Raw genomic sequence first — 19,297 nt, forward strand, 5'->3', positions numbered from 1 at the left:
CGCAATGTACAGTTAACGCCGTCACGCCTTGTTCGCATAAAACGGAAACAGTTCTTCAACGCTCAGTTTGCGCTGCAAAATACCCTGCAAATGCAATTCCTCAGCGAAATCATTGATCATCGCTTCATTGGCAGCGATACCGCTGACATTCCAGTTTTCCGGCAGATCCTGCGCGCATTTCAGCAATTCATCGAGCATCCAGGGCGTGGTTTCCGCATATTTGCGGCGCTTTGCCGTCCACACGCGCTGGCTTTCATCCAAGAGATCGCTCAGTTCCTGCGCCACCCACGGATGTTCTGCCAGAATTTCCGGCTTGATACCCATCAGATGCATGCCCGGCACGTAACCGACATCATTATAATAGGCCAGCTCCGCACTGCGGAAATCGGTCAGCACCTGACGGAAACCGGAATTTTTGCCAAAATAACCATCCGGCATAAAGGGTGTGAATACCGCATCCAGCACACCCTCGCGCAGGGCATCCATCATCGGTTGCTCACCCGGCATAGCTTCAATCCGGCCTGCACGGCCAAAACCGTCCAGACGATCTGTAACCGGATGCGCTTCTGTCAGACGGCCTGCATACCAATAAGCATCCTCAACCCCGATACCATGACGGCTCAGTGCCGCACGTGTCCATGTATTGCCGGAATCGCGCCAGCCGGTGACGCCGATCTTCTTGTCTTTCAGCTGTTCAAAACCGGTAATACCGCTGTCTGTACTGGTGATGATGCAACGATGACGGAAACCGCGCATGATGAAATTCGGAATGCCGGTAATGCTGGTATCACCCTCATCACGCAAAGATACGTAACGGCTGAATGACATTTCGGACGCTTCATGAGCCTCATCTTCTCCCGGATGCGAAACCAGCGTGCCCACACGATCAACAATCACATCAAGTTTGTCAGAACGCACATCACCCAAAGCCAGCGGTGTCAGATAATCCCAGTCACGCACAGCGATACGCAATTTAACCGGCATAAATATTCCCTCAAAATTTCCTCTGTACAAATGAAGTTAAATGTTCAAATTGAACCGATCAAACGTTATTATGTTATTGAACATTAAATCGGATAAATAGTTATGGTGCCTGATTTCTCCAGCGAGTGGTTTGCCCGCCACCTTGAAGACCGCACGATGCGCGGCATTGCCCGCGACATGGCAGGATTAATCAGACGCGGCGCATTGCCGGTCGGCACTAAATTACCGCCGATCCGTGATCTGGCTTATGTTCTGGGGATCAGCCCCGCCACTATTTCCGAGGCCTTGAGTGAATTGCGCAAGCTCAAGATTATCAATGGCAAGGGCCGCAACGGCACATGGGTCAGCGGTGATCATTTCGCAGCAAAACCGGCACGGTTGATGAGCTTCGGCAATTACGGCGATGATGTGCTGGATCTCTCCATGGCCATACCGGACACAGCTTTATTGCCATCACTGGAACAGGCTTTGCGCCACGGTGCACAGGCGGAGGGTCTCAACAGCTACCAGCGTGTGCGCATATTACCTGAGCTTGAAGAAGCCGTGCGCCGTGACTGGCCTTATGAGCCGGAAGCCTTTCTGGCCACCAATGGAGGCTATAACGCCACTTACACGCTTATTCATGCCCTTGTAACGCCCGGATCATCCATCGCCATTGAAGATCCGACAGCCATGCGTCTGCTTGATATTCTTGAAGATTTTGGTGCTAAAATCATTCCGGTCACCTGTGATGATCAAGGCCCGCTCCCCTCTTCACTGGCATCTGCTCTGGAGCAGAAACCTGCCGCGTTTCTGTTTCAGCCACGGGTTCATTCCGTGACCAGCCATTGCATGAGCAAAGAGCGGCTGATGGCACTGGGTGATGTTTTGGAAGGGCATGATACACTCATCATTGAAGATGACGGTGTTGCCGATATTGCCATGGCACCGCGTCAGACACTCGGCACACGCTTCCCTGATCGGGTGGTACATATTCTGTCTTATTCCAAGACTTTAGGCCCTGATTTGCGTCTGGCAGTTCTCTCCGGTTCAGCCAGTCTTGTTGAACAAATCCAGTCTTATCGCAGCTTCAGTTCCGGCTGGACAAGCCGTATTCTGCAATCGGCAGTGGCATGGCTGCTCAAAGATGAGGCAACGCAACACAGCCTGGAGCAGGCAAAGCAGATTTACCGGCAGCGTGCCAGCCATTTTCAGCAGGCATTGGCCGCTCACGGCAAAAGAATTCCGGACAATCATGGTCTGTGCTGTCTGATGCCGGTGGAATCCGAACAATTTGCCATGATCACACTGGCCGCCCGCAATATTGCTGTCGCACCGGGTTCCAAATTCTCTGTCCGGCCACTGACCGCAGTGCGTATCGCAACCAGCACATTACAGGATCATCAGGTGGAGGATGTCGCGCGTGCCGCATTTCTCGCTGGCAAACCGGCTTAGCAACGGCCGGACTTCTCTATACTCATAAGACCTCTGCTCTCTGACATTCAGCAAAGGTTCATAAAACGTGAACTAACCATTTCCTCATATCGCCGAAATTTGCCATAAATCAGCAAATAATAAGCACCGGCAATTAAGTGTTATTTCGATCGGGAATTGACGAAATGCAACCTATGCAATTTCTGCCTTCCTAAGGAGAGGGATTATGAGTTTTCGTTCTAAACTGCTCGCAACAGTTGTTTTTCCGGCATTCTCGGCTTCCATCATGATGCAGCCTGTTCAGGCAGGCACATCTGAAGCACCGATCATCCTTGCACAGGAAAACAGCGAACAGCCGGCTGACGACCAGATGCTGCGCCAGCAACAGGCTGAGGAACAACAGCGCGCAGCCGAAGAACAGCAAAGGGCTGCTCAGGAAGAAGCTGAACGGCAGGCCGCAGAACAGCAACGTGCCGCTGAGCAACAGCGTGCGGCCGAAGAAGAAGCCAGACGCGCAGCCGAACAGCAGCAAAAAGCCGCTCAGGAAGAAGCTGAACGACAGGCCGCAGAACAGCAACGTGCCGCTGAGCAACAGCGTGCAGCCGAAGAAGAAGCCAGACGCGCAGCCGAACAGCAGCAAAAAGCCGCTCAGGAAGAGGCTGAACGACAGGCCGCAGAACAGCAACGTGCCGCCGAGCAACAGCGCGCGACCGAAGACGAGGCGAAACGTGTAGCTGAAGAGCAGAAAAAAGCGGCGCAGGACGAGGCTGCCCGACAGGCAGAAGAACAAAAACAGGCTGCAGAACGGGCACAGCAAGACGCTGCCGAACAGCAGAAAAATGCTGACCAGCAAAAAGCTATAGACGAAGAAGCAGAAAAGCAGGCTAAAGAGGCAGCAGAGCAATCCAAGTCTAAGGAAAGCCCGGAGCCGAAGCCAGCGCCAGAACCAAAGCCTGATCTTAAGCCGGAGCCTGAACCGAAACCTGCTCAATCCGAAGAAACACCTCCTGCGCCAACCGAACAGGAGCCTGTAAAGCAACCGGAAGAACAGCCGGCACCTCAGACAACACCTGAGCAACCTGCCGTTCAACCGCCTGTAACTGATGAAAAGCCTCAGGAACAAGAGGCTAAACCGGCCAAACAACCGGATCAGCAGGTGCCGCAGCCACAGCCGGAGCAGGAAGTTCAGCAGCCTGAAAACAACCAGCCTGCCGAACCTAAAGCTGAAATTATTGACGAGCGCACACCTGAGCAAAAGCAGGAGATTGCCAAAGATCCTGCCAGCACAGATGAAACCATTGTTCTGCCCGTTGAAAACGGAGCGGCCATTCTTGACAGTGATAAGGATGCAGATAATTACGGCGGCAACCAATCCAGAGAAGAGCGCCGTAAACAGCGTGAACAACAGCGTGCAGCCGAGGAGCAAAATACGCCCCCGCCTGTGAATGATGCCGCTGCTCAGGTTGAAATTCCGGCCACGATCTCTGAAAATCTGCCAAAGCAGATTGAATCCAACCTCAAAGAAGAAGGCACGCGCATCAAAGATGCACCTGCTTTTGTGGTTCCGGACACCACAAATATCATCAACAATACGGTTGTGAATAATACCGTTATTAACAACACGACAATCAACAATATCACCAATGTGAAAGTCGTTGAGGAAGTTGACAACCGCATCATTCTGGAGACGGGCGACCGCATCTTCGTCCGTGGTGATGATCGCCCCCGCCTGCGTCGTGATGCCGAGCGTTCATATTATGATGAACTACCGCGCGGCCGCTTGCGCGAAACCATTGTACGTCCCGGCGGTTATGAGATCGTAACAATCTATGATCGTTACGGCGACATTCTGCAGCGCTCACGTATCGACCGTGACGGCAATGAATATCTGATGATCTATGCACCTGAATATGATAACAGCCCGCGTGCAGCGATCTTCGACGTCGGATATGATCTGCCGCCGATGCGACTGACTATTCCTGTCAGTGACTATATTATTGATGTGGCCGCAGATCCGGAACGCGATTTCTACGACTTCCTTGCTCAGCCGCCTGTAGAGCGTGTTGAGCGCGTCTACACGATTGATGAAGTCCGTCACTCGGCGCGTCTGCGTGATAAGGTGCGCCGTATCGATCTCGATACAATTCATTTTGCCACCGGCAGTGCCGAGGTTTCACTGTCGCAGGCCAAAACCCTGCGCAAAGTTGCAAGTGCAATGCAAAAAGTGCTCGCCAAAGATCCCGGTGAAACCTTCTTCATTGAAGGTCATACAGACGCTATCGGTTCTGACCGCTCAAATCTCGTGCTGTCCGACCAGCGCGCGGAATCTGTGGCCAGCCTGCTGACAGAAGTCTATGATATTCCGGCAGAAAACCTCGTAACGCAAGGTTATGGCGAACGCTTCCTGAAAATCCGCACGCAAGCTGCCGAGCAGGAAAATCGCCGTGTCACCATCAGACGCGTGACACCATTGGTCCGCCCTGTTGCACGCAAATAAAATGCAAAAAACAAGCCGGTCAGGCGTCAATGCCCGACCGGCTTGTTTGTACCGAATTACGGAGATGACGCTCATTTTAAACGGAGCGATCACACATATTACAGCCTGAACAACTATATAGATTAACTTGATTATTTAAGTCATATTTACTACACAGCATAAAATTCCTGACAGAATCCTTTATGCGGCAGCGGTAGTTTTTGACCTGATAATGTGGAACTTCACCTACCTTTTTAGAAATTACAGTGCAGAGCTGCAACGTTTTCTGCGCCGTCGCGGTGCTGCGCAGGATGTGGCGGCAGACCTGACTCAGGAGACGTTTCTGCGCCTGATGACAGCAGCGCGTAAAAATAAATTTGCAACCCTGCCCGATAATCACAAAGCCTATCTTTTTCGCGTAGCGGCAAATTTGCAGACTGACCATGCCCGCAGCCAGAAACTGAACCCGCTGGCAGGCCATACCGCCGCGTTAAGTGAAACATTTGCCGATCCTGCCCCGCTGGCCGATGAGATTTTGATAAGCGCTGAATTCATGCGCATACTCGAACAGGCATTATCGGAAGTACCGGATATTCCGCGCCGGATTTATCTCATGCGGCTTGATGGCAAGACATTTGCTGACATTGCCCGTGAATTGCATCTGCCGCTGCAAACTGCCTATAGCCAGATGAACCGCGTGATGATCCATCTGCAATATCGCGTCAGTCAGGCGGAAAACGGTCTGACAGGTAAACGCGCATGACCACCAAACCACACATCAGCGACAATGAACACTGGAGCGCTGAGGCCGAACAGGCACTCGATCCGGTGATGCGCAGAGCAATCGACTGGTTTACTGTGCTGAGCGACGGACAAGCCGATACCGAGACAATAGCCGCGCATCAGCGCTGGATTTCAGCTGATCCGCGCCATGCCGAAGCCTATAGAAAAGCAGAAATACTCTGGGCAGGCACAGCTCAGATGCACCGGATACAAAAACGCAAGACCACACACCGCATGAAACGGCGTAATTTCGGCAAGCTGTTGTTGCTCGCCGCTTTTGGTGCAGGCAGCTATGGCGTGATGAAAACAATCGCACCGGATTTTCAAACTACCATCGGAGAGCGCCGTATTGTGGACTTAGCGGATGGTTCACAAATTCATATGTCCGGCGGCACTGCTCTGTCCGTCAAAATAACAGAGACGCAGCGCAATATTATCCTGCACCACGGCGAAGCCTATTTCAGTGTTGCACGCGGTCAGGCACCTTTCAGTGTTCAGGCAGCTTCCGGCCGCGTGACAGCGCTTGGCACAAAATTCAATATTGCTTTGCTCAATGATCTGGCTGAAGTTCTGGTGACCGAACATGCAGTGCGCATTGATTATGCTGCACAGTCTGTCACCTTGCAGCAGGGACAAAAACTCACCTATGAAAAGCAACAGATCAGTACCCCGCTACCTGCGGACGATCAGGTTGATTTGTCATGGCTGGAAGGACGACTGGTTTTCATCGACCGGCCTTTGAGCGAGATTGCTCAGGTGCTCAATCGCTGGTCGGCAGAACAGCTGATATTAATGGATAGCAGCCTTGCGCAACGTCCGGTGACACTGATCATCAATATTCAGGACATCGACACGGTTCTGACGCAGCTCACTCAGACATTGCCGATTAAGACCCGTCATATACCACTGTGGGGCACACTGATTTACAGCGCATAGAGCGCCGTGTGCCAGACCTGGTACACAAAACTCGCTCTAACACTTTAAAATTAGAGCAAAAAATTACTCTTAAAGCGCTCTCCAAAATTATTTTAAAAAATATGATTATTCTTATCAGAAAATCACAAAAGTTTTCCGTCTTACAGTCAGAACCTGTTTGCTGATCTGGAGAAACGGAATGCCATTGCCGGTAAAAAGCGGAAACCTCAAAAAGCGTATGATTTTGCGTCCGCATATCTGGGCCTGTTCTGTAGCGGTTGCTGCACTCATTATGCCCGCAGCTCATGCGCAGGCACCTGAAGCAACGGTGACGGCAGCCACAGAAGCAAAACGTGATTTTTCGCTTGCTGCACAGCCTTTATCTTCCGCGATTGTGCGTTTTGCAGCCCAAACCGGCACGAATATCCTTGTTGACGGCACCCTGCCCGCCAATATCCGCACCGCACCCGTGCGAGGCAGGCTGAGTGTCGATGCGGCGCTTGCACAAATGCTCAGCGGCACGGGCTATTCCTATCGCCGCAATGATGCGCGCTCCTTCACACTGATCCGCCCCGGCGTGCAGAATGCAGCACAGGCAAGCGATGCGGATGTGCAGTTGAATGTAATTACTGTCAGCACCGGCACGCCGAGTGTCAGCGGCCTGGTTGCCGGCAAAGATGCTCCTTACGAGACAACGGCAGCGGTAACCTCCGTTGATGCGGCTACACTTCAGGAGAAAAATGCCGGTAATATTGATAATGCCCTGCGCTCATCCGCAGGCACCTTTACCCGCAAGGCAATGTCGGGCGCCGGTGTAGCGGTCAATATACGCGGAATGGAAGGCTATGGCCGTGTGAATATGATGATTGACGGTGCCCGCCAGAATATCCGTGTGATGGGACATGGTGTGTCCGGCGGCTCTGCCTTTATCGACAGCGATCTGCTGGCAGGACTGGATATGGGGCGCGGCTCTCTGAGTGGAGCTGCCGGTGTCGGCACGCTGGGCGGGGCGGCCAATTTCCGCACTTTGGGTATTGATGATGTGATCTTGCCCGGCAATTCCTACGGTGCCATGTCGACCATTAAATTCGGTAATAACGCCTATGACTGGTCAAAAATGGCAGCAGCCGGTGCACGCACGCAAAACGGTATCGGCTTTATGGGTGCTTTCAACCGTCGCAACTCCGGTGCACCCAAAAGCGGGGTGGATGAAAAAGGGCGTCGCCTGACAAATCCCAACCAGCAGGAAGATCTGAAATCCGGCCTTGCCAAACTGGAATTTGGCAATGGTGAGGATCATAAACTGCTGCTGGGCGGTGTCTGGTATAATAACAAGTCCACACTCCGCAGTGAACCACAGACCTATCGCAATCAGACTTATACGGCGCGCTATGATTTCACACCTGATAATGACCTGATCGACCTGACCGTCAACGCCTATTATAATGATGCGCAGGTCAGATTTACGAAAGGAAATTATACAGGGCAGTTCACCCGCGATAAGGGTATGGGGATTAATATCACCAATCGCAGCCATCTGGATCTGACCAATGATGTTGCGCTGAAACTGACCTATGGCGGCGCCTATTACCATGATGATGTGACCAATGGTCAGTCCTGGGGCACAGGCGGCCCCGGAGATGGCAAGACCGGCATTGGCAGCCTGTTTACTGATGCAACTTTCTCCTATGGCATGTTCGATCTGACAACCGGTTTCCACTACGACACATTCCGGCTGCAGGGTGACGTCGCCCAGAAGCGCGGCAGCGAGACTGTGCTTGAAAACATTGACCGATCTGACAGCAGCCTCAACCCGCGGGTAACACTGGCTGTAACACCTGTGGACGGCATTCAGCTTTACAGCACCTATGCGAAGACCTTCCGTCCGCCGACTGTGACTGAAGCTTTCTTCCCTGGTGCACATGGCAAGACACCGAACCCGACCAGCCCTAATCCTGACCTTGAAGGCGAGACCAGCAAGGGTTGGGAATTCGGTGTGAATGTGCTTGAAAAAGATGTGCTGGCTTCCGGCGATGCGCTGCGCATGAAAGCTAATTATTTCAGCAATGATGTTGAAAATTACATCACATCGGGTCCTTACTCGATGAAGAATATGCCGATGCTGAAATTCATCAATATACCAGGCAAAACCCGCATCAAAGGCTTTGAACTGGAAGCCAATTATGACAGCGGTTTTGCTTTTGCCGGTATTTCCTATTCAAAAACCAAAACAGACCTGCCTTATGGCATGTGGTCGGGCGGTTTTGGTATTGGCGAACTGAATGGTCTGCCGGATTATACTGTGACCATTAATGCCGGTTTCCGCGCATTGGATGAAAAACTGACAATCGGCGGACAAATCCGCCGTGTCGGCAAGACCAAAGCGGTGAAACCACCGATGGGCCCTCAGCTGATTGATGTTGAAGGCTATATGCTTGCAGATGCCTATGCCTCCTACACGTATAATGAAAATGCGACCTTCTTCCTCAATATTGAGAATATCACCAATCAGGCCTACAAGCCCGCGCAATATATGGATGCACAAAAACTCGGCCGTGGCCGTACAGTTATCGGCGGTATGACACTGCGTTTCTGACCCGCATAAACACGAACGGAGCGCTGATGATACTTCAGCGCTCCGCTCCCCAAACGATACTGCCGTGTCAACTCGCAGCTTAAAGCATAATTTTAAAGTGCCAGAGCGAGTTTTGTGCGCCCAACGAGGTGCACAGCGTTCTAATGTGCAGCACCCACATAAAAATACGTACCGGCCATTGCACCGTTCAAACCGCAATAAGGCGGCGTGCCGGAAGGCCCGCTTTCCGTGAGCTTCAATACTGAACCTGCACGGGTCAGTTCTATATTCCAGCCATCATCGACTGCAACTTTCCCTTTTGCTTCTCCCTGAGGCTCTACAATACCCTCAGCATTACATGTCCAATAGCCTGTGACCTGCTCAGTGCCATTACTGTCGAAAGTAAGCTTACCGGCCTTGTCAGCAGAAATTGTGAGCAGCGCATTATTGTTACGCCACATGCCTTGTAATCCCGCCGGAGGCACCGCTTCAACAGCACTGAGAATTTTCTCCCTGTTGGTCAGAGTAAACTCAAGCCGCTCGGCCAGTCTCTCCTGCGTTTGTGTGGTCAGATTGAAAAGCTCATCTCTGTCTGCAATGAACTGCCTCTGGTCACTTCGCAGGGCTGCGGCCGCTTCATTGTCCAGTTTTTTCAGCAATTCCGCATAGGTTTCAGCGAGTTTCTTATCGGCTGCAGAAATCTCCGCAGATGCACAAATAGCCTTCTCGGCACCACCGGATGCTTTTGCACAATCAAAAGAAGGCGTAGCAGCCTGAGCTGTCATCAAACCTGCAGTTAAAGCCGCCAGCACCCAGCCGGATTTATGCATAAAAGAAATCAGCATTATAAAAGCCCTTCAGTGCAAATATGGACCGGACATCTGACCGGATATCTTCAACCTATACAAAAATGATTTTCCATAAAACTGCATCACGATCACAATCGACTACGTAATTTCACCAGCAACAGTCAAAGAAGTTACCGGCATAATTACTATCGCTGAAAAAGGCAAAAGCATTATGGTTTCCTGCAAAAGCGGATCAGAGCCGCACTCCCTCCTGCCAGAACCCTGCCGAAGGGGAAGCCCCTTCGGTAACTATATTGACCAGAGTACAAAAATAATGTCTTTTTATATAAGCAATACTTAAAATCCAACATTCGGGACGGAGCGTCTATGGCAACAGAAGGGCTTGGACAAACACTCGGACCGGCAGTCGTGCTTCTCGCAGCAGGTGTAGCTGCTGTGCCACTTTTCCGCAGACTTGGTCTGGGCTCTGTACTTGGCTATTTCGCTGCCGGAGCACTTGTCGGACCATCCGTTCTGGGGCTGTTTACCGACCCAGCTACAATTCTGCATTTTTCCGAGCTCGGCGTTGTCATGTTTCTCTTTGTCATCGGACTGGAGATGCGTCCAGGCAAACTCTGGACGATGCGGCATCAGATTTTTGGCCTCGGATTGGCACAGGTTCTCGGCTGTATTGCCCTTCTCAGCGGTGTCGGGATGCTTCTCGGTCTTGCTCCCGTCACAGCCCTGATTGCCGGAGCCGGTTTTGTCCTGTCGTCGACAGCCGTCATCATGTCAATGCTGCAAGAGCGCGGCGAGATCGCGACGCCTGAAGGACAAAAAGCCGTTTCCATTCTGTTGCTTGAAGATCTGATGATTGTGCCCCTGCTGGCACTGGTGGCCTTTCTTGCACCCCAGCAGCAGGAGGCCAGCGGCCTGACCGGCATCGCAATTGCCGTCGGTGCCATTCTGCTGCTGATCGCCGTCGGACGATGGTTGCTTGATCCGTTTTTTGCCTTGCTGGCCCGCGCCCGCGCCCGCGAAGTTCTGACAGCCGGCGCTTTGATTGTTGTGCTCGGAGCCGCATTGCTGATGGAAGCCAGCGGTCTCTCCATGGCGATGGGTGCTTTTCTGGCTGGTGTTATGCTTTCCGGATCGAGTTATCGTCACCAGATTGAAAGCGATATTGAGCCTTTTAAAGGGCTTTTAATGGGGCTGTTTTTTCTTGCCGTCGGCATGTCACTCGATCTCGGCATTGTGGCAACCGACTGGCCGACGATCCTTCTGTTTTTGATTGCCTATATTCTTACCAAAGCCGTCGGAATTTATACGGTTGCACGGCTTTTCGGCTCCGGCCACCATCACTCACTGGAACGTACCCTGCTCTTTGCGCAGGGCGGTGAATTTGCTTTCGTGCTCTACACTTCAGCTTTCGGCAACGGCCTTATTAATGCCCGTGACAATGCTTTGTTTTCAACGGTGATCATTCTGTCCATGGCAGTCACGCCACTGATCCTGCTGGCAGGCGCACGGTTTATGAAACAGGAAGCCGCCTCCCTCGACGGCGTTGAGCCGGTTTGCAATCTGAAAGGCAGGGTTTTGTTGATCGGCTTCGGGCGTTTCGGACAGATTACGTCGCAATTGCTGCTGGCACATCAGACAGAAGTCGCCATCATTGAATCCGACCCGAACCGCATCCGTGAAGCGCAAAAATTCGGCTTCAGAATTTTCTATGGCGACGGCTCACGGCTCGACATTTTGCATCATTCCGGCGCAGATGAAGCTGAAATCATCATGATCTGTATTGATGATCCCAAGGTGACCAATCACATTGTTGATCTGATTAAACAGCATTTTCCCGTTGCAAAACTTCTGGTGCGGTCGTTTGACCGAACCCATTCCATTGAATTGCGTAAGGCCGGTGTTGATTTCGAATTGCGTGAGACTTTTGAATCCGCACTGCTTTTCGGCATGGAAGGGCTGCGCCAACTCGGTCTTGATGACGAAAGCGCGGTTGATACGCTTTATGATATCCGCAGCCGCGATGCCAAACGTCTGACAGAACAGGTTCAGGGCGACATTTTTTCCGGACGCGAACAATTGCTGACCGGGGCCCCTGTGCCGGAACCGCTGACCCAACCGGCCAGAATAAGCACCGGAGAAGATACGCCTCAATAAGCGTCAGCGTGGCATCAGACTTCACCGGAAACCCGCTGCGGTTAGTTTCACTTCCCGCAGGTTCAGATTCATCTGACTTTGAAATATATAACCGCCGCATATTACACAGTGGCTTTCCCAAGCTGTATCTGCGCTGTCGCGTCCGGCGCCCCCCATTTGACCAGTCACGGCGTGCCGTTGCTGTTCGCTGAATATGCTGTTCTGGGAAAAGTTTAAAGATGACAAATATTTATCCCGCTTATAGAAATGCGCAACAGCAAATTCCGTTACCATGAAAAGCGAGACCGGATATGGCCTTCGACATCATTCTTTCTCAGGGCCGTATTGCCGACCGTACATCCGGCGCAATTCCCGGTGCCGCCCTCACCGCCGCAATGGTTGGGGAACTCATACCCGCAACTGTCAACACGGTCGGAACACCTTCACCGGCCAAAGAGGATGACTGGTCAGAGAGCCTGCCTCAGGCGCATGACACATTAACCGCGATCAGCAATGCTGTGGCAAACAGCCTTCGCCAAAACCGGATACCGGTTTTGCTTGCCAATACCTGCTCAGCAAGTCTCGCCAGTCTGCCTGTGGCTGCACGCGAACGGCCGGACAGTGTGGTTTTGTGGATTGATGCCCATGGCGATTTCAACACCCCTGTCACAACCGGCTCCGGCTATCTTGGCGGCATGGTTGTCGCTGCGGCCTGCGGCCTGTGGGACAGTGGCTCAGGCAGCGGCTTGAGACCGGAACAGGTGATTATTGTCGGCGGACGGGATATTGATGATGAAGAGGCTGCATTGCTGCAAAAAGCCGGTGTCAGAGTTATTCCGCCATCCGACGCAACACCGGAAGCCATTATGAAAGCCACCGGCGATGCACCGGTCTGGATTCATGTCGACTGGGATGCGCTTGAACCGGGCTTTGTTCCTGCCGCGTATAAAGTGCAGAACGGCCTGCTGCCGAAACAGCTCCGCGCGTTATTTGCAGCGCTGCCGCGTGAGAAAATTGCAGGGATAGAACTTGCGGAATTTGAAGCATCGGACGACGATCAGGCCAATGCCGCAGCGCTCGGCATCCTGAAGGAGATTGTCACTCCTTTATTCACAAAAGGATAAAGATCCAACCTGCTGGAGCTGCTCACAAGCAGTCTCAGGGCTTAGCGATGACGCGCCGTCGCTTCTGATCATATTGCGTATGAATACCTGCATGAAAGCGCAGTTCCGGCAATTGCGCTTTCACTGACACAGCCTGTGCCGCCAAATTACGTGTCACTTCTGCACAGGCCTGCTCATAATCGGCCGCTTCCAGCCATATTTCCAGAAGTTGCTGCCCGTGCTGTACAGCCCGATAATCGCTGATACCCGCCCTGGCTGTCGCCACCGCCTGCCGGATAAGATCAGACGGGATCATACGCAATGTGCCGTCTGCTGTGCGCCAATAGAGAATATCATCGCAACGCCCCTCAATCCGCTTCAGACGAAGACTGGCGCAACCGCACGGACAAGGTTCATTATCGGGAATTAATATATCGTCGAGACGATATTTCAGCACCGGCTGTGTCTCGCGGGTCAGATCCGTGATGATTGGCGCAAAAGCCCCGCTGGCTTCATCAATTATGTCACGCTCAATATGCATATAGGTTTCATTGAGATGCAGGTTACCGGCACGGCAGGTCATGCCCAGAACACCTTCCGTGCATTGATAGACCTGATCGACCCGCACACCAAACACCGCTTCAATCGCGCTTTTGTCCTCCGGCGACAGCACTTCCGCCACGGAGATAATACAGCGCGGGGCGATATTGATTATCCGCTCCTTTTGCGCCTGCGCCAGCAAACCAAGAATTTGTGCCGGTGCGATAAGCACTGTGGGCTGCTGATCCACCAGCCTTTGCAAATGGCTGTTAAATGACTGTAACAGATCATAAAATTCAAAACTGATCAGCGCATTGCCCAACCGCTCATAAAGCATATTATTGGCGCGCAGAAACAGGGACACACGCTGCCGCTGCAGAAATGACGGTGAAAAACGTCCCAGCATCAGCGCGGCCCATAATGCCCGCTCGCGCTTATTCGAGGCAAAAAGTCCGCGTTGTCCTGATGTGCCGGTGGAAAGCCCCACAGCAATATTGCGGATCATCGGTGCGAAATCACGTTCCTGCTCCGAGGTCAGCGCAATATGCAGCGCTTCTTCCTTAGTGATACCGGCGGTATTGATATCGGTGAAATGCTCCATCATCAGAGCTTTATTCATCAACGGCCAGTCAGACAGCGGCTTACCGGCATAAGGCGCATAAAAAGGAGAACGCGGCATGATATTGCGGCGCAAATGCTGAAATGCTTTTTGCTGATGCTGCGCAATCGCCTCACGGGATGCAAAACCCTTGCCATATCGGGCACGAAAAAAGACGGAAAGCGGGTTCATCCTCTCTCCTCGCAACTGTTCAGAGGATAGGCTTCCATGCAATGCGAGGCCATAATCCGCACCTGCGGATTGGCCAGATGAAATGCGCGCAGCTTTGCAAAGGTCTCGATAAAAGCATTGCGGTCGCCAAGACGGCGTAAAGTCATATCCGGCGGCAACCGGTTTTGTCTCAGTGCTTCAAAGCTCCAGATCGCGTCCGCCACCAGAAAAATTGCGCCTTGTGTTGTGGCAGGCAGAAACAAACCTGTCTGACCGAAGCCATGCCCCGGAAGTTCCACGACCAGCGCGGACTGATCGCCCAGAAGATCATAACCATTGCCGAAAGCCGAAAGCCCGTAAGTTGCAAGGTTGACGCAAGGCAATGACTCGACGGTCTGCAAATTCAGAGATTTCAGTCTGTCGCGGATGAGCGCCGGACATCCCGCCTGTAAAGTCGCAAGACGAGGCGCGGCCAGTTTCTCAATCGCCTGACGCGATGTTATAACCGGCGGCATCGCAGGCAGATCGAACAGGCCCGACACATGATCGGCATGAAGATGCGAAAGAAAAACAAGATCCGGTTGAGCAATGCCACGCTTTTGCAACTGTTTTGGCAGGCTGTCATCAGCATCAAAGGTAACGGGTGTCAGCCAGCGATAAATCCGCTCGGGGAAAGGTGTCGTTGCCTCTTCGAACAGCCTACCGTACCCCGTATCAAACAGAATAGTGCCGCGCACCGGATGACGCAGCACTGCAATACCGGCAGGAAAGCGCCCGATGCGCCACGATGCACCGCGCTGTGTCATAGCCAGCGGCCCGCTGCAATAGCCGACATGAAAAGCTGTAAAATCCAGAATGGTTTCAGAGATTGCCGGCATAATCTTTAATCCCGTCCTCAATCGCCACGGCCGGCCTGTATCCCAGTTTTTCCTGTGCTTTACTGATATCCAGTGTGAGACTGCGACCGAGCGAGGCCACTGCCTGACAGGTCAGCACCGGCTCGCGGTCAGGTGCGAAAATGCGATGCAAAAATTCCAGCCCTTTGGCCAGCCGCATAGCATTACCATAGGAAATATGAATTTCACGCGGATGAGCACTGTTTAACGCACAGACTGCTGCAAGCAATTCCGAGAAACTGTAAGCCTTGCCGGACGTGATATTGAAAACCTCACCGCAGGCATTTTCACTGAAACCGGCCAACGCCATAGCCTGTGCTGCGTCCGACACATGAGTAATATCGATCCGGCTTTGCCCGCCGCCGATCATCGGCACCCGCCCGCGGCGGATTGCCTGCAGTAAACGCGGCATCAGCGAGCGGTCACCGGTGCCGTAAATCGCTCTGGGACGCAAGGCACTGGTGCGCATAGCTCCCTGCCGGTCTGCGGCAAGCACCAGACATTCCGCTTCATATTTGGTGCGGGCATAATGACTGGGGAAATTTGCAGACAATTCCGCATCTTCCGCCAGGTTAAACCGGTCTTCTCCGTTGGCATAAATACTCGGTGAAGATGCGAAGACAAACCGCGCCACATCCGCTTTGCGTGCAGCATCCAGCAGGTGCTGTGTCGCGGTTACATTGATCGCCTGAAAATCTTCCGCTTTGCCCCAAGCTGTTGAAAGAGCGGCGCAATGAAAGACAATATCAACCTGCTGAAAGGCTTGCGCCGGATAATTGGCGCGCAGGTCAAAAGAGATAAACTCAATCCCGTGCGCGTGCAGCAATTGACCGGCATGCGCATCACGCCCCTGCGCCAGAACCTGATGTCCCTGCGCAGTCAGATATTTTGCCAGAGCGTTGCCGAGGCATCCTGTTGCCCCTGTCACCAATATCTTTGCCATTAATACCGCAATATTGTCCCGCCGATGGAAATCCCTGCCGAAGTACCGGCAAGCAAGACCAGATCATTGCGCTTAAGCCGTTGCTCTGTCACCGCCATATGGAGTGCCATCGGAATGGACGTGGCGATCTGATTGCCGAAGCGCGAAAATGTCTGAATAACCTTATCCGGATGAAGTCCGATCCGTGCCAGCCCGTGTGTCAGCGACGGGCCGCTCGCCTGATGGGGAATAATGCAGTCAATATCCGCAATATTCAGTTCACCTTGCGCGAATAAACGCTTCAAAAACCGTGGCAGATAACGCGCTGTTACGCGGAAAGCCGCCTGCCCGTTCATGCGAAAGTAAGAGGCATCCGCTGCCGCCACCGGATCAACCGCGGCTGATATCCGCGTGCCGCCACCAGCAAGCACACAGGCATCGCGCCCTTCCGAATAGGTTTCAAAACGGCTGGCAAGCAGACCTTCGCCATCGGCTGTCAGCACAACGGCCGCTGCACCATCGCCAAAAATGGCGGCAACATCCGGCTCATTCCAGTCCAGACCGACTGAGGCAATATCTGCGGAAAAAATCAGTACATTGCGGGCAAGCCCCAGTTGAATTTTCATAGCGGCAAGATCAAGCGCCTGAATAAAACTGAGACAGGTTGCATTCACATCATAAGCTGCAATACCGGATTTCCCCAAACCCAGCCGGTGCTGAACCAATGTGGCGGTTGAAGGAATAACCTGCTCCATTACCCCGCAGGCGCCAAGGATAAGATCAAGTTCCTGCGGCGCAATACCGGCAGCATCCAGTGCCTGCAATGCGGCCTGCTCAGCCATGAAAGAACTGGTTTCCGCACCTTGCGCCACATAGCGGGCATTGAGGCCAAAGCGGTTTTCCACAGTACCGGACGGCCAGTCCAGCATCGCATCAATTTCCGTGGAGAGAACACATTTTTCAGGCAGATAAGCGCCGGTTCCTGCGATTTTCAACCCTGGTTTCAATCCGGGACTTCCCGCACCATTTTCAACGATGGCCATTGATACTCGCAATTAAATTATGGTGTTCCTTAACGGGGTCGCATGATAGCCCGTCTCCGTCAAGAGACGTTTTGTAACGGAGTTTAGTGACAATGATGGCAAAGTCAGGCTATTTAACGGGTCTGTGCTTCAGCGAAAGACCATGTTTCGCAGACGGGAAATGAGCAGGAGACCGGATGAATTCGCTGTATTTGCGCCTTTGGACTATGCTGACCGGATGGGGTGCTGTCGGGTTGATTTACAGCCTGACCAGCAGTCAGGATCAGGCATTGGCCATCATGCTGCAGCCGTCCGCAATTGATCTGTGGTTTGATTTCGACCCAAATGCCATCTGGCTATACTTGTCTTTTTTCCCGCTGGTGGCGTTGGCATATCTGTTTTGCCCGCAAACACGGTTGGTCTGGCTGGCCAGATCCATGCAGCTTTCTGCCTTAGGCGCAGGGATCATTTTCACTTTCTGGCCAACAACAATGCAGTTTCCGCCGGTTACACAGGATACATTCAGCGCCTCGGTTCTGAAATTGCTGATCCAATATGATTCATTGCAGAACTGCCTGCCATCCCTGCATGTGACGCTCACAATGCTGGCAGTCTGCGCGCTCTGGCAAAGAACACATATTCTGCGCAGTACCGTTATAGCACTGTGGGGCGCAGCGATTACAGTGTCTATTCTGCAATTACATCGCCACCAATTTGTAGACCTGCTCGGCGGTGCGGCTCTGGCTGTTTGTGCAGGCCTGCTCACGCAACGGGTGCTGAATATCAGAGCGGAAATGGCTGTGAGGCGCGCCACATGATCGCTATTACCTTTCCGATTTTTCTGCTGATTATCCTTGTGCTCAGTGAAATGATTATCCTGAGCAAAACAGGCAAGGAAAAAATCGACTGGCATGATGTGGTGTTCAACCTGAATTCCGGCCATCTGATGCTCTGGCTGTTTCGTGGTCTGGAACTTGCCTGTTATGGTTTTATCGTTGCAAATTTCAGCCTGAATATTGTGTCGGAGTGGTCACCGGTCTGGCTGTGGCTGTTTGCTATTCTGATGTGGGATTTCTGCTTTTACTGGCTGCATCGTCTGCATCATAAATTCGCGCTGCTCTGGGCCGTGCATGTGGTGCATCATCAGGGAGAGCATTTCAATCTGTCGCTGGCCGTGCGTAATTCATGGTATTCCTCCCTCGCCTCCATTCCTTTCTTTATTCCCATGGCACTGCTGGGCGTTCCGCTGTCCGTCTTCATCACGGTTTCGGTGCTGCATTATGCCATTCAGTTGATGAACCACAGCGCTCTCACACCAAGGCTTGGTTTTCTGGAATATATTCTGGTCACACCCGCGCATCACCGCATCCATCATGTGGATGACAGAGCCTATTCAGACTCGAATTATGCAGGAAGTTTTGTGTTCTGGGACAAATTGTTCGGCACTTATCGCCCGGATCTGCCCGAAACAGATTTCGCCTATGGCGTAAAAGGTAACAAGTCTTCTCATAACCCGTTTGTTGCCAGCAATGAGCCTTTCCGCCAATATTTGCAGGCACGCAGAGAGAAAAAACAACAGAAAGCGCCGGATTTTGTCAGTTCCGGTTTTATTATCTTAAGCGGCGCGATCATCCTGTTTGCGCTCGTCACCGGCTATATCTGGCTCTATGGCTATCAGCTTAGTCAATCTGTCACAGAACAGGCTTTGCTGTTTATTTTCCTCGCAACCGGCTCCATTGCTTTAGGCGGTATCAGCGAGGGCAGACAATGGGCAGTTCTAGGCTGGTTTGCGATTACATGGCTGATGCTGCTCAGTTTTGCCCTCTACTTTCAATGGCACGGCCTGTTCTGGATGACTTTTATGGCTGCCTTAGCCGCACACAGTACCGCAGTATTATTAGGCTGGGGGCGCACTGCCACAATCAACAGCGCTGACACCCTGAAATAATCCCTGCAA

15 protein-coding genes are annotated in these 19,297 nt (G+C 52.5%); 9 read left to right on the top strand and 6 right to left on the bottom strand.

Annotated features, from left to right (window positions below; all coding sequences use genetic code 11):
- Window positions 1-21: 21 nt before the first annotated feature.
- Entirely contained in the window at window positions 22-984 is a 963-nt protein-coding gene (locus tag HBA93_RS00200; protein WP_221721928.1) for a substrate-binding domain-containing protein, read from the bottom strand.
- A gap of 102 nt (window positions 985-1,086) precedes the next feature.
- Here HBA93_RS00200 and HBA93_RS00205 point away from each other — a divergent pair, with 102 nt between their 5' ends.
- From HBA93_RS00205 to HBA93_RS00225, 5 genes are all read left to right on the top strand, one after another.
- Window positions 1,087-2,418 (top strand): aminotransferase-like domain-containing protein, encoded by a 1,332-nt coding sequence (locus HBA93_RS00205; RefSeq protein ID WP_221721929.1) that lies wholly within the window; start codon window positions 1,087-1,089, stop codon window positions 2,416-2,418.
- Between the two features lie 205 nt (window positions 2,419-2,623).
- The gene (locus HBA93_RS00210; protein WP_221721930.1) at window positions 2,624-4,894 is read left to right on the top strand and encodes an OmpA family protein; all 2,271 of its coding nucleotides are present in this window, start codon (window positions 2,624-2,626) and stop codon (window positions 4,892-4,894) included.
- A 211-nt stretch (window positions 4,895-5,105) separates the two neighbouring features.
- Window positions 5,106-5,636, top strand: a complete 531-nt coding sequence (locus HBA93_RS00215; protein WP_121993961.1) for an RNA polymerase sigma factor — start codon at window positions 5,106-5,108, stop codon at window positions 5,634-5,636.
- On the top strand, window positions 5,633-6,592 hold the full coding sequence (locus HBA93_RS00220; protein ID WP_221721931.1) for a FecR family protein: 960 nt from the start codon (window positions 5,633-5,635) through the stop codon (window positions 6,590-6,592). The genes HBA93_RS00215 and HBA93_RS00220 overlap by 4 nt, the downstream gene beginning before the upstream one ends.
- 178 nt (window positions 6,593-6,770) lie before the next feature.
- Window positions 6,771-9,167, top strand: a complete 2,397-nt coding sequence (locus HBA93_RS00225; protein ID WP_221721932.1) for a TonB-dependent receptor — start codon at window positions 6,771-6,773, stop codon at window positions 9,165-9,167.
- 140 nt (window positions 9,168-9,307) lie between these two features.
- On the opposite strand, the gene HBA93_RS00230 is transcribed toward HBA93_RS00225, so the two are convergent.
- Entirely contained in the window at window positions 9,308-9,991 is a 684-nt protein-coding gene (locus HBA93_RS00230; RefSeq protein ID WP_221721933.1) for a lysozyme inhibitor LprI family protein, read from the bottom strand.
- Between the two features lie 330 nt (window positions 9,992-10,321).
- On the opposite strand from HBA93_RS00230, the gene HBA93_RS00235 reads away from it, so the two are divergent.
- Both HBA93_RS00235 and HBA93_RS00240 read left to right on the top strand, forming a co-directional pair.
- The gene (locus tag HBA93_RS00235) at window positions 10,322-12,109 is read left to right on the top strand and encodes a monovalent cation:proton antiporter-2 (CPA2) family protein (RefSeq protein WP_221721934.1); all 1,788 of its coding nucleotides are present in this window, start codon (window positions 10,322-10,324) and stop codon (window positions 12,107-12,109) included.
- 290 nt (window positions 12,110-12,399) lie between these two features.
- Window positions 12,400-13,212 (top strand): arginase family protein, encoded by an 813-nt coding sequence (locus tag HBA93_RS00240; RefSeq protein WP_221721935.1) that lies wholly within the window; start codon window positions 12,400-12,402, stop codon window positions 13,210-13,212.
- A gap of 34 nt (window positions 13,213-13,246) precedes the next feature.
- On the opposite strand, the gene HBA93_RS00245 is transcribed toward HBA93_RS00240, so the two are convergent.
- From HBA93_RS00245 to HBA93_RS00260, 4 genes are read right to left on the bottom strand one after another with little or no spacing between them, the layout of a single operon-like run.
- Entirely contained in the window at window positions 13,247-14,521 is a 1,275-nt protein-coding gene (locus HBA93_RS00245) for a F390 synthetase-related protein (RefSeq protein WP_221721936.1), read from the bottom strand.
- Complete coding sequence (locus HBA93_RS00250; protein WP_221721937.1) at window positions 14,518-15,378, bottom strand: MBL fold metallo-hydrolase; 861 nt, start codon at window positions 15,376-15,378, stop codon at window positions 14,518-14,520. Before HBA93_RS00250 ends, HBA93_RS00245 begins: the two co-directional genes overlap by 4 nt.
- Window positions 15,362-16,339 carry an NAD-dependent epimerase/dehydratase family protein gene (locus HBA93_RS00255; RefSeq protein WP_121993952.1) on the bottom strand — a complete coding sequence of 326 codons (978 nt, stop codon included), beginning with the start codon at window positions 16,337-16,339 and terminating at the stop codon, window positions 15,362-15,364. The genes HBA93_RS00250 and HBA93_RS00255 overlap by 17 nt, the downstream gene beginning before the upstream one ends.
- Window positions 16,339-17,361: a 3-oxoacyl-[acyl-carrier-protein] synthase III C-terminal domain-containing protein gene (locus HBA93_RS00260; protein WP_221721938.1), complete on the bottom strand. Its 1,023-nt coding sequence runs from the start codon at window positions 17,359-17,361 to the stop codon at window positions 16,339-16,341. Before HBA93_RS00260 ends, HBA93_RS00255 begins: the two co-directional genes overlap by 1 nt.
- 176 nt (window positions 17,362-17,537) lie before the next feature.
- Here HBA93_RS00260 and HBA93_RS00265 point away from each other — a divergent pair, with 176 nt between their 5' ends.
- Window positions 17,538-18,158 carry a phosphatase PAP2 family protein gene (locus HBA93_RS00265; RefSeq protein ID WP_221721939.1) on the top strand — a complete coding sequence of 207 codons (621 nt, stop codon included), beginning with the start codon at window positions 17,538-17,540 and terminating at the stop codon, window positions 18,156-18,158.
- Window positions 18,155-19,288: a sterol desaturase family protein gene (locus tag HBA93_RS00270; RefSeq protein WP_221721940.1), complete on the top strand. Its 1,134-nt coding sequence runs from the start codon at window positions 18,155-18,157 to the stop codon at window positions 19,286-19,288. The genes HBA93_RS00265 and HBA93_RS00270 overlap by 4 nt, the downstream gene beginning before the upstream one ends.
- Window positions 19,289-19,297: the final 9 nt, after the last annotated feature.

Source organism: Ochrobactrum sp. SFR4 (genome assembly GCF_019730395.1).
Classification (GTDB): Bacteria; Pseudomonadota; Alphaproteobacteria; order Rhizobiales; family Rhizobiaceae; genus Pseudochrobactrum.